We start from the raw sequence: 22,539 nt of genomic DNA, 5'->3' as shown, positions 1-22,539 counted from the left end.
CCTTATCAGCAATTCGGTCTATTGGTTGGGCGAGCGGCATGACAAGACGGTACCAGCGAAGATAACAATTCACATTGACCCCGGCTCTAATACGGTGGCGGTTGTCGACAATGGGCCGGGCGTTAGGCTCTCCGACAGAGAGCGGGTCTTCCATCCTGGATTCAGTCTGCGAGCCAAAGGCAAAGGATACGGTCTGTATCTCGCGAGAGAGGTTGCTGAATATCACCAGGGGCGACTGTTTCTCGAGAAGACCGTCGGTGACGGCGGTGGGTTAAACACTTTCGTACTTGAGCTACCAAGGAAGCAGTGATGGACATCAAGGAACTGATTCAGGACGCCGACATTCGGAAGGTACTGTTTGTCGATGACGACCTGCGCGAGAGGCCGGCTCTCAGGGATGTCGATTTGGCGTCGCCATCTGCGCACCTGGTGTCGGATATCTTGCGTGATGCCAACGATGACGACACCGAAGAGCTTGTTGCCATTGCGACCGCTCATGGCGCTAAGACGGGCAATGTGAACGAGCTTTTCGAAAGCCTGCACAAGCCAGAAGTGCTGGCGGCAGCGCCGGATTCAATTCGAGTTCCTTATGAGACTGCCAGGGACAAGATCAGGGATGCGGGTGCCCCGGTACGCAAGATCATCGAGTGGATGAAAGAATGGACCGGCCATGATCCTGTCCTGCGTACTGTGCCTAGCGACACGGTGGACGCGGCGAACGATATTTTTGATCTTCTGGTTATTGACTATTACTTGGTAGGGGACAGCGAAGCCGAGACTACGCCCTACATCAAGAGAATGTTGGAGCTTCACGAGACAGAAGATAAGCCTCTTCTTGTGGTCTTGATGACGTCCAATGGTGGAGGCGTGATAGCCAACATGCAGGCTATAAAGAAGGAGATCGCCCGCTCGAGCGCTCGCTTCCGAATTCTGGAGAAGCCATCCGCCGCCCCGGGCAATGGGGGCTTGATCGCCAAGGAACGGTGGGCACAGGCCTTGACCCAGCTCGCAACTCAGCGCCGGCTCATCATTCCCATGGAGAACTTTGTCGGTGCTTGGAAGGCTAGCCTGCAGGACGCCGCAAAGACCATGGAGCTCCGATTGCTGGATCTAGACGGCAGTGCCTTTGCTGTATTGGAAGCGACTGCAAAGGAGGACTCGATGGAGGTCGAGGAATACTTGTCGGATCTGCTAAGTCGCCGTGTCACCGCAGAGGCTGAAGAGCGCGGCGACGTACTCAAGAGCGTTAAGGCGCTTCAGCAGGCGATGGAAACTGACCGTAACAAGATTATGCCCATCCTTAACAGGGGGGTTGAGCTTCGTGATGCTCAGTTTGGTATTCGCAGCTTGATGTCTGACGTGATCTGGCATCGACCCGCATGGTGGCAGGCTCATGAGGATGTCCCAGCCGTACCTGAGCCAGAGGTGGTCGAGGCAGCCCCAGATGAGGATGCTGCGGAAGAAGTGGGAGATGCCGGAGGTGCCTTGGACGGGACTGCTGATCTGGCCCGGCGAGCTGGTAAGGGTGAGGTTGTCCGGCGGCTCGAAGAAGTTATGGCCGGAGCTCGCAATGAGCACCTAGATGCGCACGCGAAGCGCCTGCAGCGTGCCGCTACGGTTGAGCGCCTCCAGTGGCTGAAGCGGCATGTACGATTTGGCACGGTGCTCAAGGAGCGGCGTGCGAACGGGCGCTACATCCTGAACGTCACGCAGGCATGTGATGTCCAGCACGTACTGCTCGACCAGGTCAAGGATGCTGGATATCTCTTCATTCGCGGTGATCTGGCGCCCGTGGATGCTGGAGTGAGTGGTGGTGGGAAGATGGTTGAGTCCCAATATTTTCTTAGTGATCGCAATGTTGACAGCTTCAAGGCATTTCACTGGAATCTGCGTCAGCCATACACGCCAAGGATCTCCGATCTGCTAGGTGAACTTGAGGACTACATGATTGTCGGGCAGCTGCGATACGAGAGTGCCTATCGTGTGTTAGCGAAGTTCGCTTCGCAGGCAACCCGCGTCGCCGAGATGCGTATGCCAAAGTTCTTCCGATGGCCGGTGCATATCTACCAGCTTGATCGACAGAAGAAGTGGGTACTTATCAATCGAGATGTTCCGCTTTCGTCCAGTGCCTGGCATATGGATGGGCAGGGCTGGCAAATCCAGTTCTCTATTGAAGAGGCTGCGCTTGCGGTGGAGCTTTGCCGGGATTTGGTCGTGCCTCACCGTGAAGGTGAAGCCGATGATCCAATGTCGGAAGAGGACAAGGGGAAGCTCATGAACGCGCTGTCTAGGGGCGTCACCCTTAAGGGAGGGACGCAGCCAATTGGCAGCAGCCTGGCCACTGCGGTCCGAGTGGTCGCAGCTACTGATCAGAGCGAGTCAGAGCTCGCTGAGTCACTTGAGAAAAAGGTCAACGCAAAGTCGAAGCCTGTCGGCCATGTAGCCTTTGTACTGGTGTCCGCTCACAAATAGAACGTAGTGGATGGCGGGTTTTTGCCCTTCTCTGTGCGGTGTACAACGCATAGTGCATGCATGCGGACCTTCTGACCCGCCAGCTGATGTACTCACTGAGTGCATCAGCTGGCGGACGCCTGGCTGGATTGCTCGCTCCAAGCGTCGTTGGAACTTCCTGGACAGCATGAGTCACACCGCCGGCCAAGTGGTCGATCCTTGAGGCAGCTCTCAAGGATCAGAGCTGTGGACGTGGTCATCAGTGTTGAAAGCGCCAGTTACGCGAATGGCTGTGCCACTCCCCGCTAGCCATTCCTCAGCTTCGCAAGTCACAAGGAAGACTGATACCAAGGGCCGTGCCGTCGTGGAGTGGCCTTCCGTATACAAAGTCTTGATTCGCGTCCGCTTCGTCCAGAAGCGGATATTCGTTGCGGGTAATGTCGCGATAATAAGTGGCAACGGATTGAAGAAATCATAGGTCTATCTTCAATCTGGTGTTGCTGCCCATCACTGGATAAATTGCATGGAAAAGTTGTACTTGGACTTCAACGTCATCAGCTACCTAAGGCAGGCGCAACAGCCGTCGCTAACGAGGGCCTTCAATCATGCCGCTAAAAGTCAGCTGGTAGTCTTCAGTCCTGCGCACTTAGAAGACATTGCTGCCTCAGCGATAAGGGATAAAGCACCTCCTGAGATTGTTGAAGCCGAGATCGACTTCCTCGCTCAGATCGCTGGCAGAAACGGACTTCGTCCCGTTACATTCGATCAAGTCGTTCTCTATGACGAGTCACCACGAGACTGCTATGAACGCGTAGTGGCTAAATACGATAGGAATGACATTGCCGAGGAAATAGATGCTTCCGTCATGGCCGATGCACACGAGAGGCCTGCCGGGGATCCCAGGCAGATGAACAATATTCCCCATACTGAGATTTTGGGTCACATTGTTTATCGCGAGCTAATCGCGCGCAGCCTTTGGGCCGCAGGTCTTATTGAGAGGGGTGAACAGGTTAACGTACTCTCATGGCAGTTCGATGATTTGAAGGATCGATTCATCGTGCTTGAGGCCTATATCAACTTGGCTGCAAATCATCTTGAGAAAATGGGGTATTATCGGGAGGGTAAGGATAAATCCCGCGCTCGGCTTCATGACGTTTCGCATATCATATATGCAGCCTACTGCGACACATTTGTCACGGCTGACAGGAAGCTGGCGAAAAAGGCCATGGCTATATACAGCCTGCTAGGTGTCCGAACGACTGTCCTTCTTGACAAGGAGTTTGCGGCTCAACTGCCACCCCCTGTTTCGAGTGCTGACTCAGGTCATGACTGATGGGCTTGGGGTCGTTTAGTTCCTGCTACTGCACACCCGAGTTGAGAGGAGCACTCTGTCACGCGTAGGTGGGCTGCTGCGTGCTCTGACTTTGGAACTTGGCGCCATCTGCTAACACTGGTGGCGCACCGCTGCATCGCAATCGACATGTGCAACTCTATGGACGAGGCCGTTGTAAGCGCGCGGGGCACAGAGGCAGTAGAGGGTAAGGGCACTTCCAAGGCGGATTGCCTCAACGTCAAGCTGCTTCGATGGCGAGTGCGACGCTCCCTATCCACCAAGCTGTTCAGCCGTCCAGGGCCTCTTTCGGCCGTAAGCCGAAGTCCTCCAGATGTCAGCTGAGAGTTCATGGCGGAGGTGTTTGAGCGGCCTTGTCTGCCCCGTGGATTGCGCCGGAGAAGTCGGCGGCGATCGTATCGAGCCTGGGAATGAGCTTGCTGTACCAATTTCTTGGCTAGTCTCGCTAGCCAAGTTTGAACCTTACGAGCCGCTGTGGTTGACAGAAGCACTGTGTGGATTGATGTCTCGCTGCTTGGAAGAGGTCTGTGGCGAGGACTGGCTTCAATGTGGTGAGTCTCGTTTCTTAATGTGGAGTCTGGTTTTTAGCTGGAAGTGACAGCCGCCACCCACCAGCGCCGCCGCACTGGCACTGTGATGGGGAGAACGGAAAGGCCGTTGCCGCCACCGTCGTGGGTCCAACCCTTCACCACTCACCGAGGCAATCGCCGCCAGCTGCAACGCCTCCGCTTCCTCGGTATCCGGCAGCAGGCTGGGCAGGCGTGACGCCAACAGCGTCTTGCCGCAGCCAGGGCTACCGATCAACAACAGATGGTGCCCACCCGCTGCGGCCACTTCCAACGCGCGCCGTGCGTGCGCCTGCCCGCGCACGTCGGCCAGATCGGGCAGTGGCAACGGCGTCGTGTCCACGCGCTCTGCGGGCGGCAACAAGCGCGGATTGCCCAGCCCGGCACAGCACTCCAGTAGCGTTCGGGCCACACGCACATCAGCGTGCTCGGCCAAAGCTGCCTCTGCGGCATTGCCCGGCGGCACCACCAGGATGCGTCCGGCTTCGGCCGCCGCAATCGCCGCCGGCAGCGCGCCGGCCACTGGGCGCAGTTCACCGGTCAGGCCAAGCTCGCCCAGGAACTCGTACTGCAGCAGCGACTGCGGATCGACCTGGCCGCTGGCCGCCAGAATGCCCAGCGCGATCGCCAGGTCGTAACGCCCACCTTCCTTGGGCAGGTCGGCAGGCGCGAGGTTCAAGGTGATGCGCCGCTGTGGAAAGTCGAAGCGCGCGCAGAGCAGGGCGGCACGCACGCGCTCGCGCGATTCGCGCACGCTGGTCTCGGCCAGTCCCACGATCTGGGTGGCAGGCAGGCCGCCAGAGAGGTGCACTTCCACCCGCACCAGCGGGGCGTCAACCCCGGCGCGGGCACGGCTGTAGACCAGCGCCAGGCTCATGTGTGGTTTCCTGCAGAGAGGCGCTTGATGGTGCGTTACGCGAACTGCAGCGGACTATCGGGTTTCGGTGTTGAGGTGGCTAAGAACATTCCGACCAACTCCGGCCCCGTTCGACTGGCCATGAGTGTTCACCCAATTCCGCTTTCCTCTTAGAACTGCTGGTAAGCGACGCGACAGGATCCGTGATAGCTACCAGCGCTGGAGAAACGGTGATTGGCGAAAAGTTCCGGCATTCATTTCGAACGCGGCAGGGCCGTACTGAGTGATTACGTCCGCCATATGACGTGTTCGGCCACACTTCTCTTCTGCCTCTGACGGCCACGACATCAAGTCATACGCGCCGCCGTCGAACTTAATCCCAACCATTTCAAAGGATTAGCCAAGGAAGCGTTGCCAGGTCCCTCCCAGATAGAGAAAACCTATTGGATGCCTGCCCCAGACAGTGAAAGAAACGAAGCCAGATCACTCGCGAACGGAAGCATCGAATTTGCCGAACTCCGGCAGATCCCCTCGGACTAGAGAGTCCGATGTGGGCAATGACAGCACCAGGGAGATGACATGAACGAGCTGAAACAGCGTGGCAAAGATTGCTATCCATTCGTCTATGACGAGAACGGCCTTTGCGAAGTCCGTGATCCACGTGCCATTGAATTGCTCGGAGCCGGCGGCGTCCAAGCGTCCGGAGCAGTCTGCAAAGTCAACAGCGGAAACTGTGTTTCCGGTTGCGCGTGTAAAGCATCCTGATCGCTGATGGGAGTGCGCCGCCGATCCGGCGGCGCACGTGCCGCATGTAATCGGGGAGATGCATTGATGCGCTACGCGCTTCAGCTCGCGCTGTTGGGAATCGGAAGGTCATGGCTGCTCAGTCTGTTGATTGTCGCTTCGCTGGCAATCGGCATCAGCGCGTTTGCGACCATGCTGATGATCAGGATTGGATTGAGTGCTGATCCTGCACCAGCCGTCAGCCGAACGCTTTATCACGTAGAGCTTGATCTTAGGGATGGCTCATCCCGGGAGTCTGACAACAGACGACTTCCCACAATGGCGCTATACGACGTGAAAGCGCTCTCGGATCGTACTGGAGTGCCGAGCGCAGCGACCTCATCATCCTGGTTGCCCTACAGATCCTACGGTTCGGAGCGTCGAACGGGAATGCTACCAGTACGGGGATTCACCTATGGCGCGCAGTCAGTATTTGATCTTAACCTGATCTCGGGGAGCTTCTGGCGAAGGGAGGATGATGACGCCGGCAGTCGGGTGGCCGTTATTTCCCGTTCCCTTTCCAGGGAGCTCTTCGGAACGGAATCAGCGCTCGGCAAGGAACTGGAACTCGCCACAAGGTCATTCGTGATCATAGGGATCGTCGAGGACTGGAATCCTGCACCGCGATTCCATGACCTTCGTGGAGGCGCATACACGGATAACGAGCGGCTGTACATTCCGTTGTCATCGTGGATTGCCCTTCCGACTGACTATGGAATGGGAGGGATGACTTGTCGGCAAGGTGTTCTTGACGACCCGAACCACCCCTCCTGCGCATGGCTTCAGTTCTGGGTCCGATTGGAAAGTGCCTCCACACTTGATGCATTCCGGGGCGCGCTGAAGAACTATGCGGAAGAACAGATTGAAGGCGGCAGGTCGACTCACGCCTACCCCAATGTGATGTCGTTGTTGGAGTGGCTGGAGATCAATGACGTCGTTCCCGAGGATGTCCATACGCAACTATGGTTTGCGATAGGCATACTGATCATCTGCCTGGTGAATGCTTCCGGGTTGTTCCTTGCTGGATTCGTTGACAACGCCAGGGAAACTGGAATTCGAAGATCATTGGGAGCAACACGGCGGGACGTGGTCATGCAGTTCGCCCTGCAATCGACCATGCTGGGAACCCTGGGCGGCGCCCTGTCCGTTCCATTGGTACTGGTCGGATTCCACATTGTCAAAGGGCTTGCGCCAGAGCACACGGCGCATCTTTCACTTCCCGTATGGCTTCTTCTGCTTTGCCCGGTCATAGCGTTGCTTTCTGCGATGTTGTCGGCCGCAGTGCCTGTTTGGAGGACCAGTCGCCTGCCAGCATCCCTTCTCACTGGAGAAGCGCGATGATGTTCGTCAGTTCGGCAGCAATGACAATGAGATCGCTACGAAAGCACGCCGCTATAGCTGCATTGCTGATCGTCCAGGTCGCCATCGCCATGGCGGTACTTTGCAATCTGTTCACTGTAGTTCTGGATGCGTCACAGCGAAGCAGGACGCATTCGGGTCTCAGCGAGAGCCATATCGCTGTTGTCCAGAACATCGGAATCATCGGTCTGGAGGAGGCTGCGACCAGCTCGGCTGCCGGTTTGCGCGCGATGCGCGCAGTGCCAGGGATAACCATGGCGGCGATCGGTCCAGCGCCATTTGCAGTGGAGCGGGGGGACGTCTACCTGGAGCCCTCCAAGGAGCTATCGGCGGCCAGGCCCTATATCTACTTTGGAAGTGAGAGTCTTTCCGACACATTGGGTGTCTCAGTTCTTCAAGGAGTTGGTCTCAGAACGCTCCGAGCGCCTGCGGTGGAAGACGCACTGCAGGCCGGCGGATCGCTGCACGTTCCCGCTGTGGTAACCAGCAGCCTATCCAAACGTCTATTTCCTGCAGGCAATCCCCTCGGGCGGATCATTCATGCCGAGGTATGGGGTAGCTACCCGATAGCTCTGAGAATTGTAGGAGTTGTCGCCGACTTCAGAAGTGCATCCACGCGCTCGCCAAGCGACAGCGATGCCGTGATTGCGGAAGTGAAGATTGAAAGTGAGAGCATCGGCGGCCTGTATGTTGCCCGGCGAAGTGCCTCCTTTGATCATCGAGGGAAGCAAGGGCTGCTCACCGCGCTCTCCCTTTCGATGCCGGGGTTTGTGCAGGAACCAGTTCGCACAGTGGCCGAACTGAGAGTGAGGAATTTCAGGAAGGATGTGGCGAGATCACAGGTGCTCCTGCTCGTCGCGGCAATCGTGACAGTATCGTCGGCGCTGGGTGTATTTGGTTTGACTCATTTCTGGGTCTCCCGCAGGCGCTGGTCCACGGCGATCCGTCGCGCGCTTGGGGCGTCGCGGCGTGATGTAGTTGTCCTCTTCGCAACCGAGAGTGCACTGATATCGAGTATCGGCGTGCTGGCCGGGATGGGACTGGCGATACTTATGAATCTACTCCTGGGGCGCCAAGTAGAACTTGTTCCGGTAAGTGGGTTGGCCATGGTGGCAGGTGCGGGCGTGACGTTCTTTGGCTGCTCGGTGGCCGCAATCATCCCGGCGTTCAGCGCGGCCAAGGTGGAACCGGCGTTGGCCTTCCGGTTGCGCTGAAATCAGCATCGGCAGGGACAGAGAATGTTGGCGTTCTGGAAGCGATGGAAACGAAGAAGGATCGACGTGGTTCTCCAGTCGGAGTCGACTGAGTGTGGCCTAGCCTGTCTGGCAATGGTTGCATCCAGATATGACAAGCGCGTAACCCTTCGGTGGCTGAGGCGCCGATACATGGTTTCCCTCCGTGGTACGACAGTGGGGCGAATCTCGCAGATTGCGTGCGAACTTGGTCTGCGGCACCGCGTGCTCGCGGGTCAAGCAACAGCGCTTCGACGCATCGAGTCGGAGTGCATCCTGCTGGTCGATGGTGGGCACTTCGTCGTCATGCAAAGAGTGAGCCCGGAGCGTTTCACGTTGCTCGACCCTGCGGCTGGTGAGATTGCAGTGTCCTTTGCCGAACTGGAGAGGCGATTCTCAGGGGCGCTGCTGATGTTCACCGGCGGGAGAAGACAGTGCGAGGAGTTCGCTGTCGAGATCAGTCCTTGGCAGACATTGGCGTCAGAAGTGCGTCATCAGAAGCGCAGGTATCTTCCAATAGTGCTGCTGGCCATTGCGGCAGAGATCCTCCTGGTCGTATCACCCCTCTATCTCCAGTCCATCATCGATGGCCTGCAGATTGCTGATGCGGCCTTCAATCCAGAGCGCCTACTGGTGATCTTCGTCGCCATTGCCGCTGCCAGGGGCTTGGCGGTGGCGTCCCGTTCCATGCTGACCGTGAAGCTCGGAGCGAACATCGTCGGCGCGCTTTCGACGAGAGTCTTCGGGAAGATCCTGAGTCTTCCTCCAGCGTACTTCCTACGTAGGCATCCCGCTGATGTCATTTCCCGACTGAGTTCGGTGCACGAGGTGCAAGAGATCGCGTCCTCCAAAATCGTTGAGTGCTCGGTTGACTCAATTGCGCTGCTCATTCTTCTGGTGGCGTGCTGGTTGCATAGCTCGCTGCTTGCGGCGCTGGCCGCAGCGGGAGTGATTGCCTGCGTCCTGGTGCGCGTGTTCATGTCGGACGATGCGGGCGTTGCCTGCAACGTTCTTTCAAGCCGGCTTTCTTCGCAGGATCGAGAAGTTATAGAGACCGTACGCGCCGCTCAGACAGTCAAGGCCAATGGTGCGGAGCGCGTGAGGGAGATCCGATTCCGTGAAAGCAATGTTGGATTGATCAATGCGAGCACCACGCTTCAACGGATATCTATTGCCTCCAGCTGCGCGAGTGATCTGATTCTTGGCTTGATGAGGGTCGTAGTCGTCTACATGGGCGCTCTTGCTGTCCACGAAGGTTCGATGTCGATCGGTGCTCTGGTAGCGGTGACGATCTATGTGGAGATGCTGGGCCAGCGTGCGAGTTCAATCGTACCGAAGGTCATGGACATACGGATGGCCCGAGTGCACTTGCAGAGAATTTCGGAAGTTCTTTCAGAGGCTGAGGAGGAATGCACGCCATGGGAGGTGGCGGGAATTCATCGGGATTCGCTTTCGATTGGCTGTCGGGATATCGGCTTCCGCTACTCGATTGATGACCCCTGGGTGATCAGAGGCTTGAATGTGAGTATTGAGGCCGGGGAGATGGTGGCAATTGTTGGTCCGTCGGGCGTTGGGAAATCAACGCTGTTGAGAATTCTTACCGGATTGATCCCGCCAACCGAGGGCGTGATGGAAATTGATGGTCGCGGTGTGGGGCGCGGCCAGATTGCCAATCTGCGTAGCCACATCGGCACAGTGCTCCAGCAGGACACACTGCTTTCCGGAACGATTCTGGACAATGTAACGCTGGGTGAAGTTGCGAATGTGGATGAAGCGTGGAGCTGCCTGTGCGCCGCAGGCCTGGACGGCTTTGTCGCGGAGCAGCCAATGTCGCTCGGTACCCAGGTGGGGGATGAGGGGCGCCTGTTGTCCGGTGGCCAGCAGAAGCGGCTCTTGCTCGCACGCGCGCTCTATCGCGTCCCCAAAATTCTTGTTCTGGATGAAACGCTGAGCCAGCTTGATTATGAAGCGGAGCAGCAGATTCTGACAACGCTCCTGGCGCTGAAAATGACCCGTGTCATTGTCACGCACCGGGTATATGCCCTGCCTGAGGATGTACGTGTGATAAGGCTGGGTGGATCAATGGAGGAGGATTGAATGGAAACGTTTCAGGAACGACTGAACAGGCGGTTGGAGCTTACGATCATGCCAACCGAGAAATGCAACTTCCGGTGTGTGTACTGTTATGAGGATTTCGAGATCGGCCGCATGAGGGATCCAACGATCAAGGGGATCAAGGCGCTTGTTCGACGGCGGGTGGAGAAGCACGGATTGAAGGAGCTCCGTGTCGAGTGGTTTGGGGGCGAGCCGCTTCTTGCAAAGATGGTGGTTCTGGATCTTTCAAGGGCATTTCACGCCCATCACTCGTCGGGGGCTCTGGATCTGCTCGATTGCAGCATGACGACGAACGGGTATGAACTGATACCTGAACTCTTCAATGAGCTTGTAGGCCTGGGTGTGAACTTCTTCCAGATTTCGCTTGATGGAGACGCCCCTGCCCACGACATGACTCGCCGATACGCATCGGGAGCAGGAACTTTTCAACGAATCTATGAGAACCTGCTCGCAATGAGGGAGTCTCCGCTGATTTTCACGGTGATGTTGCGTGTACACATCATGCCGGGAAATGAAGAGAGCCTTCGGGACCTGTCGAGTCGGCTTTGCAGTGATTTCGGCGGTGATGAAAGATTCACGATCTATCTGCGCGACATCTCGAACCTGGGCGGGCAAGGGCAATCGCTCGAGTTGATCAGCCATGCCGAGGCGGTGAGGATTTCGAGGGAACTTCAAGCCGACTTTGAGAGCGAAGGGTTCAGGGTCGAGAACGGGGTCGAGACGGAGTTCGAAAGCCAAGTATCAATCTCGGGGCTCTCGGATTCAAATGCGGAACTCCAGGCCATGAGCGTGTCGGGACTGCGGGTCAGTCATGTCTGTTATGCGGCCAAGCCCAACCATATGCTGATCAGAGCCGATGGTCGCATAGGGAAGTGTACCGTCGCGTTAGCAAGCGAAGGGAACGTGGTGGGCGCGTTGGCGGAAGACGGGACGGTGGCCTTGGACCCAGCGAGGATGAAGTTCTGGACACGCGGATTTCTTTCCGGCGACGCGACGGAGCTTGGCTGCCCACTCATGACCCGTAGTTGATGAAGGACTCCTGGCGCGCGATCTCCGTTCTGACGGAAGGTCGTGCGTCGGCTTCCGCAGGCAGGATGAAGGAGCAATCTTTGCCTACTCTGCGCCCTTCGAGTTTGCGCATGGCCATATTCGGCGCTTCAGCTTCTTGCGGGTTTTCAACGGCACGGCACGCTGTACTTTGAACCGCTCGTGTGTGGCAATAGCAGGCGTTGCCAGGCAAGCCTGCATAGCATGCGTAGCAGGCGCTTGCCCATGCGAGCCGGCCAAGTAGGGCCGTGGCAGGAGTGGTGTGTCCACGTGCCCCGCGGGCGGCAGCAGGCGCGGATTGCCCAACCCGGCGCAGCACTCCAGCAGGGTACGCGCCACGCGCATATCCGCATGCTCGGCCATCGCCGCCATCGCCGCCGGCAGCGCGCCGGCCACTGGGCGCAGTTCACCGGTCAGGCCAAGCTGCCCAGGAACTCGTACTGCAGCAGCGACTGCGGATCGACCTGGCCGCTGGCCGCCAGAATGCCCAGCGCGATCGCCAGGTCGTAACGCCCACCTTCCTTGGGTAGGTCGGCAGGCGCGAGGTTCAAGGTGATGCGCCGCTGCGGAAAATCGAAGCGCGCGCACAACAAGGCGGCACGCACGCGCTCGCGGGACTCACGCACGCTGGTCTCGGCCAGTCCCACGATCTGAGTGACAGGAAGGCCGCCAGAGAGATGCACTTCCACCCGCACCAGCGGGGCGTCGACTCCGGCGCGGGCACGGCTGTGGACCAGCGCCAGGCTCATGTGTGGTTTCCTGCAGAGGGATGCTCGATGGTGCGACAGGCGTTCCGCAGGGCACCATCGGGCATTGCGGGTGAAACGGCTAGGGGGATTCTGGTCAAGGGCGATCGTTTTCCCTGAACAGACATCGCTGAGCATCAGGAGCTCCCTCACTGAAGCGCCAAGATCGCGCCTCGATCCTCGATGGATGCACTTAACCGGCGGCTGCATAATCAGCGTACGAGGCGGTTCTTACTTCGGCCTGCATCTGAGTGGAGAGGATGGAATGAAGATTGTTGCAGCACAGATGCGATCAGCTCCTGGCGACATCGATGGCAATATCGAACGGCACGTGCACTTCATTGAACTGGCCGCTTCGTGTGAGGGTGCAGCGGTCTTCTTTCCGGAGATGTCGCTGACCGGCTATGAGCCGCGGTTGGCCGAACAGCTGGCAATGACCGCAGATGATGCACGTCTGGAGGTATTCCAATCTCTGAGCGATCGGCACCAGATTCTGGTCGCAGTCGGTGGGCCTTATCGTGGCAAAGACGGGCCGGAGATCGGCATGTTCGTGTTCTGGAGCGGCCAGACACCTGCTGTCTACACCAAGCAGATGCTCCATGGCGACGAACTGCCTTACTTCAGGGCAGGAACTACGCCCCTGTCAGTAACCCTTGGAGAGGAAGTTCTGGTCCCCGCCATCTGCTTCGAGTCGCTACAGATGGATAGCGCATTGCGGGCCAAGGATGCGGGAGCAACGGTCTACGTTGCCAGTGTTGCAAAGAACATGATCGGTATGGAGCGCGCTCACCGCCACTACGCAACAGTGGCGCGGGAGCTTGGGATGACCGTCTTGGTATCCAATGGCGTGGGCCATGCCGATGGATTCGAGATGACGGGAGGGTCTGCCGCCTGGAACAACAATGGTGTGCTGAGATGCAGCGCCGGAACTGGAGACCAGGCGTTGGTGGTGTATGACTTGGCAGAACAGAGCGGTAGTACCGTGGCAGTTCCGGCAGTAAGCATCGCGGGAGCATGGGCCAACGCCCGGGAAACTTGACTGGCAAGCGACTTCAGCAGCTGGCCTTGTTCGAACAGAGTCTGTTCGATCAGATGGTGTCCCTGAGAAACTGGTGTGCCGGCCACGCGCGCGACTTCGTTCAAGAATCCGTTTGAACGAGCCGGCCTTGGATGTCGGCTACATCGCGCAACCGTACGCTGGAGAAGCAAAGGCCTCGGTGTCCATCTGCTCAAACAGCTGCTTCAACAGCTCCAACACAATTCATATGCCAGCGAGCTCTTCCAGATCGCGTAGGACGCCGCCCTTCTCGGGTGCGTGAACCAGGTGGGGACGCTCGGGTTGCGCCGAGACGCTGCCTGGCCACTCGAATCGCGTGCATTCTGGGAAAGTTCGGAGCAACGCAGAAGAAGGTGCTGCGATTCATTCGACTGCCTGCAATGGGCTGCTGGATGGACGAAGCGACGAGGGAGATTTCGGCCAAGGGGGGCCTGGGTCCTTGAATACACACCGCTGCTCATCAGGCACCAACCCAGTGAAGCGCCCAAAACGCGCCTCAACCCAAGAAGGCCCTGCACTTTCCGCCAGCAAATTTCCTTGGCTCTGGTGCAGATCCAGCCAACGCTCGAAGCTGATACGCAGCCGTTCGATATCCGGCGCACGCCACACGGCATCGGCAGGCATGCGGATCAGCACGCGCGAGGGCGCGTTTTCCACGTCCATCACCAGAACGCCCTTGCACCGGATCTCGAAGGACGTCGCCCCGACATGGCGCGCGTGCAGTTCAAAGCCCTCGCGTGCCTTCGCGGCCACGAAACCGAGCGCCTCGCTGTGCAGCATCCGATAGTCGGCCGGCCGCAGCTTCTGGTAGGCCCACACCTGGTCGCCCGCGGGCTCGGGCCACCCCATCCACACCGCCACCGTGATCGCGGCGCATACCGCCGCTGCAGCAAGACCGTGCTTCTTCATTCGTCACCCCCACACCCAGGCAGAACGGTAGGCACCGCACGCGGGCGCTCAGTCCTTGGGTCGCATCCGCTCGTGGATGAAGGCCGTGAGTGCCATATCGGCCATCACCAGCCCCTCCATCACCCGGTCACCCACGTACTGCTCGGGCCCACCGTTCTGGCGGGTGCGTTCGGCTGCCAGCAGGATTTCCTGCACGATGCGCTGGCCGGTTGCCGCGCAGTCGGCGTCGGACATCGCCATCTGTCGGCTGCGCAACAGGTGGCGCTCGGGCCAGGGCTGGCCGTCGGCCGCAGCACCGGCACCGATGGCGTGCAGGATGGCGATGAGGCTGTTGGGGTCCAGCGCAGGCGCGGGTGACGGCGCTTCCTGGATCGGGCGCGGGGGAGGGGAGGGCGGTGTAGTCATGGCGGGCTCCGTGCATGCAGGCGGAAGCCGCCACCGATAAAGGTGGCGGGCAGAGCGTGGCTCGAAAACCGGTTGCTAGACAAAGCCGGCGGGTACAAGACCCCCACGCCCCGCCCGCCATAGCCGGCAGACGGATTGCCAGCCGGCATCACGCGAGGTGATGCCGGCTGGCAAGCGCAAACTACATCTAGCAAAACGGGTTTTCGAGGCCCGGCCACCCGTTTTCGGTGGCGATACCAGAGTTGCCTGATGTAGTTGGGAATGCCAAGGGGATGGGGTCAATGCCGCCAAAACCCGAGACGCTTTTGGCATTGTCGCATAGCGCCGGAAGCCGCGAGAGCCTTGGCGTGCTAGGCGGTGCGGCACTTCTGGAACGGAGTCGACAGAACCTTCCGTCAGAGATGCAGGGCGCGGCAAATGCGACAACATCGGGGCGACGGCAATGTGTGATCGCCCATGCGAAGGAACCGGTGCGACGGCCGGTGATGGATGCCGCGTACTTCGCTTCCATGCGTGAGTGACTTCCTGCCTATTGACCCCGCAGGGCGTCACGCAGAATCTGACTACCGCTGTAGTCAACCGGAACTGTCCTGCCCGCAGTAGGAAGGTTCTGCGGCGTTTGAACGGATTCAACCCACTGGCACAGGCCAATACAAGGATCACGGTACGTGTTACGCCGCAATCGACTTCTACTGTTTGCGGGTCTGATCCCGCTTCCGTGGTTCCTGTTCTGGACCAGCGTTGCCGCCGTGTTCGCGCCGGGCTACAACCCGCTTGCACAACACGCCAGTGAGCTGCTGCAGGCGCCAACGCTTGCAAGCATCTGCGGCAGGATCGCCGCCATCGGCTCCGGTGTCGGCTTCGTGGCGTTCTCCATCGGGGTATGGCGGGAGTCCGGTCGCCGGATTGCCGTAGGCGCGATCTGCTGGATGATCTTTGGCATCTCCATGCTGACCAACGGGCTCTGGCCCATGGGCCATCCGATGCACGGCTTCTACACCATCGGTATCGCAAACATCATTGCACCTGCGATGTCGCACATCGAGATGAGCGCGTGGTCTGCCAACCGAAGGGCGTACGCCGTGACCGCTTTGGTGAGCATCGCGGGCATCGTCTATCTCTGGTTGAACGTGGTGGGAGCGGACCCTGAGGGGTACCGGGGACTGACCCAGCGTTTGTTCTCGTCGATCAACTCGCTGTGGCCATTCCTGGTTGCGCTGTACCTGCTGCGCAGGGATTCAAGCGCGCTGAAGGCGCAGCCGACGCTTTGATGGAAAGGCATGCAGGCACGTGGACGGCCATTGAGCGTGTGGGGTTGAGAAGGGGATGAGGATCTTTCGTCGTCAGCTGATCTACGTTCAAGTGCACCAGGACCACTTCATCGCGCGCGTGGTGGGTGGAGACAGGACCATCCGTCGCCAGTGTCATGCCCTTGGCAATCGCGCGGGTCCGATCAAGGACTTTTCGAATATCCGGCCCCTGCTCAAGGCGATCTTCTCGGAACTCATGCCTGGGTTCTCTCTCGTCAAGCCGTGGGGGATTCTGCACTTTGATCCGGTTGAGTACCCGGTTACGAAGGAGGAACTGGCCGGGTTTCAGAAGGCTGCCATGCAAGGTGGTGTGAGCTTCTGTTTTCTCTCCACGTGGGAGCAGCGGCATGAAGACAAGGATCTGTTGGAGATGTTCAAGTAGGGCCGGCTCGAAAAATACTTCAGCGCCAAACTGCATTGTGATTGGGCGTGGTTGGAGTATTGCGAGCGTCTTCTTCTGGCCTGAAGGCGCAAAGAACGGTCCGCCGTAATACAGACGAAATCGCTGCGAAAGTGGATGCTGAACTTCCAACGCCGTCCAAGCGCCAGGAGCGTGAACCCACCTCCGAACAGCCCACATAGCTCAGCAGACGCCTGCGCACAGCGGGCTCTGTTTGGACACAATCGGGCTCGCGTGTGTAGCGACGCGGCCTCTAGCGAAATCATTTCAGAACGTGGCGTCCGTGACTTCCAGCAACCCCATATCATTCATATCCATTTCGACTTCATTAGCCCGTTGAATGTGATCCTGGTTTGCTAAATCAAATGCCTCATTAACTGAAATTACGATGGTCCCATCCAGCGCGGGGAGAACGGCAGCAGCGATAGGGAGGTCCTGATGACTCAGTTTGTTGCGGACGTAAGCCATCCAGCCAACGCATTTGCGATGCGGGAACGTTGCGTACGTAGTCTTGTAGTACTGAAACTCACCATGGACCTTATCGTATACGTCAGCAAATGCGAATGTGGTTGCCGGCTCACCCTCCAACACGGCAAGCATGATGCCGGCAACTAACGACGTTGGGTTGGCTTCAAGCTTGTCAGGGCGGTATAGCGAAACGGTCATGTAACCCACCCCTAAACTGTAGCCTACTTCGATCAATCCGGGTTGGCGACTGCCCATATTTTCGCTTGACACAGCTGCGCTGAAAGACTTTGTTCCCATCAATTCGGCACGTTCCACCAATCTTTGCAGAACAGCGTCTTCATCCTCAAATGGTATCGGCATTTGCGTTGGTGTATTGACACCGCAGAACCAGTGATGCCTCCCTGGGAAGCTATGAAGCGTCATGAGCAGCTGGCGGTAGGCACTGCGAAAATCTGTTTCGCTTCGCTTGCCAATATCAAAACGAAGGATGGTACTGATCATGCTTGAATGACCTGGAGAATAAAGGGGGTGTGAACACAAATGACAGGCGGCGGAATGCTTGTTGCCGCCCACCTGTACACCTCAATCTGCATGAAATGCCACTGCAATCTCGCTTGCGGCATGGCTGTGTTAATGGCCGCAACCTGCCTACTCGCTTCCTCAATCATATCGGGAAAGAGGAAGTCGTTTGCAAATCCTTGCTTGGGCAGCCCATCATCTTCGGACAGGAACTGAGCGTAACGCCCCTTCGCGTCAACAACAGTGCACTGTGACCTCCAAAAGCCATCGAAGTACACGCCACCGTACAGCCACTCCGTGAGGTTCAACTGCTCGGCGCTGGGCTGTGGCTCGCCCTTTAAAGCAGCCCACGCGCGCCCGGCAATCGATGTGTCAAAAGAGGTCACGGGTAGGCCGGTGTACTTGTCGCAGTAGCCAAATTGCTCTGGGCCTGCATTCATATTGGCAATTTGCAGCTGGTAATCCCAGTTGACCTTGTTTTCTTTGCGCACCGCCCGACGCGGCACAGCTGGAACCAGCGCACCCTGGTCCAGCTTGCATTGGTTGCATTCAGTGGAGCTGCTTTCGTTAGTGCAATCCCCCTCCTTGGCCTGCTCCATGGGAATGACACCAATTGCGCGCCGCAACCGTTTCAACGATGCGGAACGACGGATGACCTCGCCGATGGCGCGCCCACCGATTGGAATTGCACTGGCCATCTGTCAGTTCCTCCAGCTTGTCTGCGCGCGAAAGATTGACAACAGATCCTCTGCCGCCAAATTTTCATTGTCAGCACCCTTCACCTTCAAGATCACGGCTGGTTCCCTCCGAAGCAATCCGTTGGTGGAGGTATCCGCTCGCACCCAACGCACTAATGTTGGTACGCGCGTGATGTGAAGTTCGTAGGTGGCGAATTCATAGGATTCCCGAACTGCCGCCAGAAGTTGCTGGTCTGACATGTGTTGAGTTTCTTCTGGCATGTCGCGCCGCAATTCCGCCGCAATGCGTTCCGTGAAGGATTCGGGCTCGGGCAAGCGCAACAAGGCTTCCTGCTCTGCGGTCAACTCAATGGGCATTGCTGTATCGTCCGCTGGTTGTGCGCCATTCCGAAAATGGCAACATGAGACTGTGGAGCTGTTCACGCGTAAGCACACGCTGCAATCTCTGGAAAACGCGCGGATCCCAGAAGCGAAACAGGGCGGTTGCCCCATTGGATAAGCGCAAATCCAGGAATGATTGGAGGTGAGTGAAAATCGCCTCAAAATCTTCTGCACTGCTGAGGTAACTCACACATGGCACGCCGTACCCAGTTCCCTCCAAAGCGTTCAGCCAACCATGCAGCGCAGTACTCCCATCGGTCTGAACAAGCCACGGGCCCGCATCAGCGTGCTTGGCCTCGGGTTGGCCCAAGAACATGGAACGATGGGGGAGGTCACTGGCGTAGAACCTGAGATTGAGGGCAGCGTCGCCTCTCACCGCACAATCGATGATCACATAGGTATACATGGTTAGCGCCCCTGGAACGCGGTGCCGGAATTGGCGGCGGCCAACAGACACTCTTCACACACCTCGGACTTGTACGGCAGAGGGGAGTTCTGTTTTTGTGTTGAGGATTGAGGAGCCGGTGCAGGAGCCGCCCCTCCCGCAGCGGCCACCCATGCGTGGTTTTGCTGGCCAGAGATGAGACTGCAGCTGCATGAAAGCTTGTCACCATCTCGCGCCACAGCCTGTCCATCAATCATCAGGCTGTCGTCGCCTGTGATGATTGAAAAAACGTCTTTGTGCAGGGGACGGATTGCTTTATTTCCTACTCGGGCAACAGGCCTGCCATCAATGTCGGTCTCGGCGGACCCTGTAATGACCGACCCACCACCACTGTTTCTGTCGCCAAGAACGATGATCGTTCTCATAAGCCAACTCCGTTTTACCGCTAACGAAACGCCGCAGTAGCGATATCAACAAATTCAGGGGTCGTCAACACACGTTCAACGCCTGTCTGGCCCGGCCAGACTTCTGTAGATAATCATGAGCCGCTTTACGTGTAGCGCTTTTCTAACTCTACAGGGACAGGCCGCCGGCGAAGCCATAACGGCGGATGGGGATGTAGAACATTTCGATGTGGTTGAATACGTCAGAGAGCCTCATCCCCGGGCGGGTAGATTCGTCGCTTTATACGCTCCTTCTTCAGCGCATCAAGCATGCCCTGAGCAATCGTTGCTGGGTGCTGGACTTCCAGCACCCGTTACTCGGAATGGCGGAATGAGAATTCGCCGTTTGACATTGTTTTCAGGGAGGGGCAGCAGCCAAGCTGAGGTACATATGCGCCAAGACTTCCCGGCGTCCGCTTTCGGCCGCTCGCTGATATCGACGAGGCATGCAGAATGAGAGGGACTACCAAAGGCGCAACTGAGTTCCAATGACCGCATTCGATCACTCTCTGGTGATCCTTCGATTCTTCGGTGACGACCTCCTGCCCGACGAGATCAGTGCCTTGCTCGGAGCGACTCCGACCGCCTCGCATCAAAAGGGCCAGGAGCTCAGAGGCAGCCGATCAGTCAACGTGCGTGTCGCCAGGACCGGCAGCTGGCAACTTGATGCGGAGCGTCGTGAGCCCGAAGACCTGGACGCTCAGATCTTCGAAATCCTCGATCAACTCACCGGCGATCTCGCCGTATGGCAGTCATTGGCGCGCTTCCGGCCTGATCTGTTCTGTGGTCTCTTCATGGGCAGCAGCAACGATGGTGTCTCGCTTTCGCCCCGCGCGCTGCTTGCCTTGGGACGGCGCGGCATCGAGTTCGGACTGGACATCTACGATGCCGATGAGGAAGCGTGCAATGCTCCGTGCCCAGAGGCCATCAATTGATGATCTCCCCACTCCCCGAAGCAACAAATGCCTTCAACTGCCGAACGAACTCCGCGTCGTAGGCTTCCCACTCCGTAATCTCCCCAACCACCCGCAACGGCTGCGCACTCCGATACGATCGTGTCGGGTTCCCGGGAAACTTCTTGTTGGTCACGTTCGGATCGTCCTCGAACGGCCCGGTCGGCGCCACCACATACACACGCGGTCGCCCTTCACCGCGGGCCATCTCCGCAGCCAGCCCGGCGCCCTTGGCAATCGTGGTGAAGTAGATGTGGTTCATCACCACGCTGTCGCGATAGTTGGAGCGGTAGCCCGCTCTCAGCAGTTCGCCCACCGCCAGGTCAGCGCGGGTGCCGTGATAGAACGGCCCGGCGACCTGGTCGCAGGTGTCATGCGAAACGGGTGTCCATTCGGTGTCCTGCGCCATCGGCACTGCCCCTGCGTGTCCTGCCGGATCGACAGGCCGGCGAGTCTAGGGCGCCCGGGGGGCCTTGCTGCAAGGCCCCATCCGGGAAATACTCTGTAGTGGGAGGCGCGGTGCGCCTCCTTTTTTCATTCTGCGGCGCCGCGCCCTTCCAGTTCGCGCACGGCGGTTTCCAGCGCATCCAGCTTCTCGCGGGTCTTCAGCAGTACGGCGCGCTGCACTTCGAACTCCTCGCGGGTGACCAGGTCAAGCTTGGCCAGACCCGCCTGCAACGCGCTCTTGAAGGTGGCCTGCAGTTCCTCGCGCGATTCGCGCAGGCCCGGCGGCACCAGGTCGCTGAGGCGACGGGCGAGGTCATCGATTTGGTTCAGGTCGATCATGGGGTGCTCCGTGGGGGTGGGCCCGTGCATCCGGCGCGGGCAGGCCATTCGGGCACAAGGATACTGCCGGCACCCACTGCCCGGACAGGCGGCAGCGGCTTCGCACGGGCCGCGTTCAGGCGCTATCCTCCACGCCGGAAGACAGGAGATAGACGATGAAGATGGTCATGGCGGTGATCAAGCCGTTCAAGCTCGACGACGTGCGCGAAGCGCTGGCCGAGCGTGGGGTTACCGGGATCACGGTGACGGAAGTGAAGGGCTTTGGTCGCCAGAAGGGCCATACCGAGCTGTACCGCGGCGCGGAGTATGTGGTCGATTTCCTGCCGAAGGTGAAGCTGGAAGTGGCAGTGACCGATGACCAGGTTGAGGCGGTGGTTGAGGCCATCGTGAAGGCCGCCGGCACCGGGAAGATTGGTGACGGCAAGGTGTTCGTGTACGACCTGGGCAGCGTGGTGCGTATTCGTACCGGTGAGCTGGACGCGGACGCGTTGTAAGCCGGTTTCTGTAGAGTCGAGCCGATGCTCGGCTGCATTTCGTGCGATGCAGGAAGAGCAGTCGAGCATGGCTCGACTCTACATAAGAGCGGTCGAGCAAGCTCGACCCCTACCAAAGCAAAGCACTACCGGCGCTTGGCCCACTTGTAGAACCGCTTCCAACCCTGCCGCACCGCCGCCACCCAACCAGGGTCGGCCACCAGCGCGGCCTGCGCGGCACTCGGCGCCTGGCCGGTCACGCGCTGGCGGATCTTCAGCAGGTTCTTCATGTCGCTGCGGCGCATCTGCCGGCTCAGCGGGCCGCGGCGCAGCCAGCGGGGTACGCGCCAGGCGGAGGTGAAGTCCAGCAGCACCGGCACGCCGCCACTGACCACCACGTTGGTGCCATGCAGGTCGTTGTGGGTGATGCCGGCGGCATGCAGGCGGCTGAGCGCGTGCTGCAGCTGCTCGAACACGTCGTTGCCGACCGCCTGCGCGGTGCTCAGGGTCTGGCCAGGAATGAATTCCATGCCAAGTGCGAGGCCGCCGAGGGTGCCGAGCAGCGCGGGGGCATGCTTCCAGCCGCCGAGGCGCTGCAGCATGCGGGCTTCACGGCGCACCATCAGCCGCGCGATCAGCGAAACGGGAGTGCCGCGGTAGCGGGAATAGTCCTTGATGACCGCCTCGCGCCCGTCCAGGCAGGTACGGTAGACGTCGGGGGCCAGGAAGCGTTCGCCGCGCTTGAGCAGCAGCGGGGTGGCGGCGTCATCGCCGCAGGAGGAGGGGGGCAGAGCGGGAAGATACATGTCGGGGTCTCGGACGACCCGGTGGGTGGCGCAAAGCGTC

Annotated in this window: 23 protein-coding genes and 3 pseudogenes; 13 read left to right on the top strand and 13 right to left on the bottom strand. The window is 58.8% G+C overall.

What is annotated here, in order from left to right; all coding sequences use genetic code 11:
* The 3 genes from N5D91_RS19245 to N5D91_RS19235 form a co-directional block, all read left to right on the top strand.
* A partial coding sequence (locus tag N5D91_RS19245) for an ATP-binding protein (RefSeq protein ID WP_279907609.1) occupies nucleotides 1-310 on the top strand: 310 nt, incomplete at its 5' end.
* On the top strand, nucleotides 310-2,472 hold the full coding sequence (locus N5D91_RS19240; RefSeq protein WP_049396737.1) for a hypothetical protein: 2,163 nt from the start codon (nucleotides 310-312) through the stop codon (nucleotides 2,470-2,472). The genes N5D91_RS19245 and N5D91_RS19240, both read left to right, overlap by 1 nt.
* Nucleotides 2,473-2,974: 502 nt before the next feature.
* The gene (locus N5D91_RS19235; protein ID WP_049406824.1) at nucleotides 2,975-3,784 is read left to right on the top strand and encodes a hypothetical protein; all 810 of its coding nucleotides are present in this window, start codon (nucleotides 2,975-2,977) and stop codon (nucleotides 3,782-3,784) included.
* A gap of 618 nt (nucleotides 3,785-4,402) precedes the next feature.
* On the opposite strand, the pseudogene N5D91_RS19230 reads toward N5D91_RS19235, so the two are convergent.
* Nucleotides 4,403-5,245 (bottom strand): annotated as a pseudogene (locus N5D91_RS19230) (magnesium chelatase domain-containing protein); the annotation flags it as partial.
* Between the two features lie 558 nt (nucleotides 5,246-5,803).
* Here N5D91_RS19230 and N5D91_RS19225 point away from each other — a divergent pair.
* The 5 genes from N5D91_RS19225 to N5D91_RS19205 all read left to right on the top strand — a co-directional run bounded on the left by N5D91_RS19225 (nucleotide 5,804) and on the right by N5D91_RS19205 (nucleotide 11,742).
* Nucleotides 5,804-5,989, top strand: a complete 186-nt coding sequence (locus N5D91_RS19225; RefSeq protein WP_164162559.1) for a hypothetical protein — start codon at nucleotides 5,804-5,806, stop codon at nucleotides 5,987-5,989.
* A gap of 66 nt (nucleotides 5,990-6,055) precedes the next feature.
* A complete protein-coding gene (locus tag N5D91_RS19220) occupies nucleotides 6,056-7,348 on the top strand; it encodes an ABC transporter permease (RefSeq protein WP_164162560.1) in 1,293 nt (430 codons plus the stop codon).
* Nucleotides 7,345-8,580, top strand: coding sequence for an FtsX-like permease family protein (locus tag N5D91_RS19215; protein WP_164162561.1), 1,236 nt, complete (start codon nucleotides 7,345-7,347; stop codon nucleotides 8,578-8,580). The genes N5D91_RS19220 and N5D91_RS19215 overlap by 4 nt, the downstream gene beginning before the upstream one ends.
* 24 nt (nucleotides 8,581-8,604) lie before the next feature.
* Nucleotides 8,605-10,695, top strand: a complete 2,091-nt coding sequence (locus N5D91_RS19210; RefSeq protein ID WP_164162562.1) for a peptidase domain-containing ABC transporter — start codon at nucleotides 8,605-8,607, stop codon at nucleotides 10,693-10,695.
* Nucleotides 10,696-11,742, top strand: coding sequence for a radical SAM protein (locus tag N5D91_RS19205; RefSeq protein WP_164162563.1), 1,047 nt, complete (start codon nucleotides 10,696-10,698; stop codon nucleotides 11,740-11,742).
* A 213-nt stretch (nucleotides 11,743-11,955) separates the two neighbouring features.
* On the opposite strand, the pseudogene N5D91_RS19200 reads toward N5D91_RS19205, so the two are convergent.
* Nucleotides 11,956-12,509, bottom strand: a pseudogene (locus tag N5D91_RS19200) (magnesium chelatase domain-containing protein); the annotation flags it as partial.
* Between the two features lie 262 nt (nucleotides 12,510-12,771).
* On the opposite strand from N5D91_RS19200, the gene N5D91_RS19195 reads away from it, so the two are divergent.
* Entirely contained in the window at nucleotides 12,772-13,545 is a 774-nt protein-coding gene (locus tag N5D91_RS19195) for a carbon-nitrogen hydrolase family protein (RefSeq protein WP_180855105.1), read from the top strand.
* A 381-nt stretch (nucleotides 13,546-13,926) separates the two neighbouring features.
* On the opposite strand, the gene N5D91_RS19190 is transcribed toward N5D91_RS19195, so the two are convergent.
* Nucleotides 13,927-14,472 carry a cold-shock protein gene (locus N5D91_RS19190; protein WP_164162565.1) on the bottom strand — a complete coding sequence of 182 codons (546 nt, stop codon included), beginning with the start codon at nucleotides 14,470-14,472 and terminating at the stop codon, nucleotides 13,927-13,929.
* A gap of 48 nt (nucleotides 14,473-14,520) precedes the next feature.
* Nucleotides 14,521-14,877, bottom strand: a complete 357-nt coding sequence (locus N5D91_RS19185) for a hypothetical protein (RefSeq protein WP_180855103.1) — start codon at nucleotides 14,875-14,877, stop codon at nucleotides 14,521-14,523.
* Nucleotides 14,878-15,545: 668 nt separating this feature from the next.
* Here N5D91_RS19185 and N5D91_RS19180 point away from each other — a divergent pair.
* Nucleotides 15,546-16,148 (top strand): DUF998 domain-containing protein, encoded by a 603-nt coding sequence (locus N5D91_RS19180; protein WP_180855101.1) that lies wholly within the window; start codon nucleotides 15,546-15,548, stop codon nucleotides 16,146-16,148.
* Between the two features lie 55 nt (nucleotides 16,149-16,203).
* Entirely contained in the window at nucleotides 16,204-16,569 is a 366-nt protein-coding gene (locus N5D91_RS19175; protein ID WP_180855099.1) for a hypothetical protein, read from the top strand.
* A gap of 285 nt (nucleotides 16,570-16,854) precedes the next feature.
* Here N5D91_RS19175 and N5D91_RS19170 read toward each other — a convergent pair whose 3' ends face one another.
* The 6 genes and pseudogenes from N5D91_RS19170 to N5D91_RS19145 all read right to left on the bottom strand — a co-directional run.
* On the bottom strand, nucleotides 16,855-17,556 hold the full coding sequence (locus N5D91_RS19170; protein ID WP_180855098.1) for an Imm52 family immunity protein: 702 nt from the start codon (nucleotides 17,554-17,556) through the stop codon (nucleotides 16,855-16,857).
* Nucleotides 17,553-18,272 carry a Tox-REase-5 domain-containing protein gene (locus tag N5D91_RS19165; RefSeq protein ID WP_180855096.1) on the bottom strand — a complete coding sequence of 240 codons (720 nt, stop codon included), beginning with the start codon at nucleotides 18,270-18,272 and terminating at the stop codon, nucleotides 17,553-17,555. Before N5D91_RS19165 ends, N5D91_RS19170 begins: the two co-directional genes overlap by 4 nt.
* Nucleotides 18,273-18,275: 3 nt before the next feature.
* On the bottom strand, nucleotides 18,276-18,629 hold the full coding sequence (locus N5D91_RS19160; RefSeq protein WP_258011609.1) for a hypothetical protein: 354 nt from the start codon (nucleotides 18,627-18,629) through the stop codon (nucleotides 18,276-18,278).
* Entirely contained in the window at nucleotides 18,619-19,059 is a 441-nt protein-coding gene (locus N5D91_RS19155; RefSeq protein ID WP_180855095.1) for a DUF4123 domain-containing protein, read from the bottom strand. Before N5D91_RS19155 ends, N5D91_RS19160 begins: the two co-directional genes overlap by 11 nt.
* 2 nt (nucleotides 19,060-19,061) lie before the next feature.
* Nucleotides 19,062-19,463 carry a PAAR domain-containing protein gene (locus N5D91_RS19150; protein WP_180855093.1) on the bottom strand — a complete coding sequence of 134 codons (402 nt, stop codon included), beginning with the start codon at nucleotides 19,461-19,463 and terminating at the stop codon, nucleotides 19,062-19,064.
* Between the two features lie 125 nt (nucleotides 19,464-19,588).
* Nucleotides 19,589-19,741 (bottom strand): annotated as a pseudogene (locus tag N5D91_RS19145) (IS3 family transposase); the annotation flags it as partial.
* Between the two features lie 228 nt (nucleotides 19,742-19,969).
* Between N5D91_RS19145 and N5D91_RS19140 the strand changes: the two are divergent.
* The gene (locus N5D91_RS19140) at nucleotides 19,970-20,416 is read left to right on the top strand and encodes a DUF4279 domain-containing protein (RefSeq protein WP_180855091.1); all 447 of its coding nucleotides are present in this window, start codon (nucleotides 19,970-19,972) and stop codon (nucleotides 20,414-20,416) included.
* Here N5D91_RS19140 and arr read toward each other — a convergent pair.
* Both arr and N5D91_RS19130 read right to left on the bottom strand, forming a co-directional pair.
* Nucleotides 20,409-20,843: an NAD(+)--rifampin ADP-ribosyltransferase gene (gene arr, locus N5D91_RS19135; RefSeq protein ID WP_180855089.1), complete on the bottom strand. Its 435-nt coding sequence runs from the start codon at nucleotides 20,841-20,843 to the stop codon at nucleotides 20,409-20,411. The genes N5D91_RS19140 and arr overlap by 8 nt on opposite strands.
* 125 nt (nucleotides 20,844-20,968) lie before the next feature.
* Nucleotides 20,969-21,220 (bottom strand): accessory factor UbiK family protein, encoded by a 252-nt coding sequence (locus tag N5D91_RS19130; protein WP_005411375.1) that lies wholly within the window; start codon nucleotides 21,218-21,220, stop codon nucleotides 20,969-20,971.
* 155 nt (nucleotides 21,221-21,375) lie between these two features.
* On the opposite strand from N5D91_RS19130, the gene N5D91_RS19125 reads away from it, so the two are divergent.
* Entirely contained in the window at nucleotides 21,376-21,714 is a 339-nt protein-coding gene (locus tag N5D91_RS19125) for a P-II family nitrogen regulator (protein WP_005411374.1), read from the top strand.
* Between the two features lie 125 nt (nucleotides 21,715-21,839).
* On the opposite strand, the gene N5D91_RS19120 is transcribed toward N5D91_RS19125, so the two are convergent.
* Nucleotides 21,840-22,499 (bottom strand): RIO1 family regulatory kinase/ATPase, encoded by a 660-nt coding sequence (locus N5D91_RS19120; protein WP_135275409.1) that lies wholly within the window; start codon nucleotides 22,497-22,499, stop codon nucleotides 21,840-21,842.
* Between the last annotated feature and the right edge of the window lie 40 nt (nucleotides 22,500-22,539).

It is taken from the genome of Stenotrophomonas sp. GD03794 (genome assembly GCF_029842145.1).
In the GTDB taxonomy this organism is placed as follows: Bacteria; Pseudomonadota; Gammaproteobacteria; order Xanthomonadales; family Xanthomonadaceae; genus Stenotrophomonas; species Stenotrophomonas riyadhensis.
This window is presented reverse-complemented; position numbering and strand designations above follow the sequence as displayed.

What these genes read in the sequence shown, in the direction of transcription:
- N5D91_RS19240 (WP_049396737.1), top strand. Translation starts at nt 310, where the DNA reads ATGGACATCAAGGAACTGATTCAGGACGCCGACATTCGGAAGGTACTG.
- N5D91_RS19235 (WP_049406824.1), top strand. Translation starts at nt 2,975, where the DNA reads ATGGAAAAGTTGTACTTGGACTTCAACGTCATCAGCTACCTAAGGCAG.
- N5D91_RS19225 (WP_164162559.1), top strand. Translation starts at nt 5,804, where the DNA reads ATGAACGAGCTGAAACAGCGTGGCAAAGATTGCTATCCATTCGTCTAT.
- N5D91_RS19220 (WP_164162560.1), top strand. Translation starts at nt 6,056, where the DNA reads ATGCGCTACGCGCTTCAGCTCGCGCTGTTGGGAATCGGAAGGTCATGG.
- N5D91_RS19215 (WP_164162561.1), top strand. Translation starts at nt 7,345, where the DNA reads ATGATGTTCGTCAGTTCGGCAGCAATGACAATGAGATCGCTACGAAAG.
- N5D91_RS19210 (WP_164162562.1), top strand. Translation starts at nt 8,605, where the DNA reads ATGTTGGCGTTCTGGAAGCGATGGAAACGAAGAAGGATCGACGTGGTT.
- N5D91_RS19205 (WP_164162563.1), top strand. Translation starts at nt 10,696, where the DNA reads ATGGAAACGTTTCAGGAACGACTGAACAGGCGGTTGGAGCTTACGATC.
- N5D91_RS19195 (WP_180855105.1), top strand. Translation starts at nt 12,772, where the DNA reads ATGAAGATTGTTGCAGCACAGATGCGATCAGCTCCTGGCGACATCGAT.
- N5D91_RS19190 (WP_164162565.1), bottom strand. Translation starts at nt 14,472, where the DNA reads ATGAAGAAGCACGGTCTTGCTGCAGCGGCGGTATGCGCCGCGATCACG.
- N5D91_RS19185 (WP_180855103.1), bottom strand. Translation starts at nt 14,877, where the DNA reads ATGACTACACCGCCCTCCCCTCCCCCGCGCCCGATCCAGGAAGCGCCG.
- N5D91_RS19175 (WP_180855099.1), top strand. Translation starts at nt 16,204, where the DNA reads ATGAGGATCTTTCGTCGTCAGCTGATCTACGTTCAAGTGCACCAGGAC.
- N5D91_RS19170 (WP_180855098.1), bottom strand. Translation starts at nt 17,556, where the DNA reads ATGATCAGTACCATCCTTCGTTTTGATATTGGCAAGCGAAGCGAAACA.
- N5D91_RS19165 (WP_180855096.1), bottom strand. Translation starts at nt 18,272, where the DNA reads ATGGCCAGTGCAATTCCAATCGGTGGGCGCGCCATCGGCGAGGTCATC.
- N5D91_RS19160 (WP_258011609.1), bottom strand. Translation starts at nt 18,629, where the DNA reads ATGCCCATTGAGTTGACCGCAGAGCAGGAAGCCTTGTTGCGCTTGCCC.
- N5D91_RS19155 (WP_180855095.1), bottom strand. Translation starts at nt 19,059, where the DNA reads ATGTATACCTATGTGATCATCGATTGTGCGGTGAGAGGCGACGCTGCC.
- N5D91_RS19150 (WP_180855093.1), bottom strand. Translation starts at nt 19,463, where the DNA reads ATGAGAACGATCATCGTTCTTGGCGACAGAAACAGTGGTGGTGGGTCG.
- N5D91_RS19140 (WP_180855091.1), top strand. Translation starts at nt 19,970, where the DNA reads ATGACCGCATTCGATCACTCTCTGGTGATCCTTCGATTCTTCGGTGAC.
- arr (WP_180855089.1), bottom strand. Translation starts at nt 20,843, where the DNA reads ATGGCGCAGGACACCGAATGGACACCCGTTTCGCATGACACCTGCGAC.
- N5D91_RS19130 (WP_005411375.1), bottom strand. Translation starts at nt 21,220, where the DNA reads ATGATCGACCTGAACCAAATCGATGACCTCGCCCGTCGCCTCAGCGAC.
- N5D91_RS19125 (WP_005411374.1), top strand. Translation starts at nt 21,376, where the DNA reads ATGAAGATGGTCATGGCGGTGATCAAGCCGTTCAAGCTCGACGACGTG.
- N5D91_RS19120 (WP_135275409.1), bottom strand. Translation starts at nt 22,499, where the DNA reads ATGTATCTTCCCGCTCTGCCCCCCTCCTCCTGCGGCGATGACGCCGCC.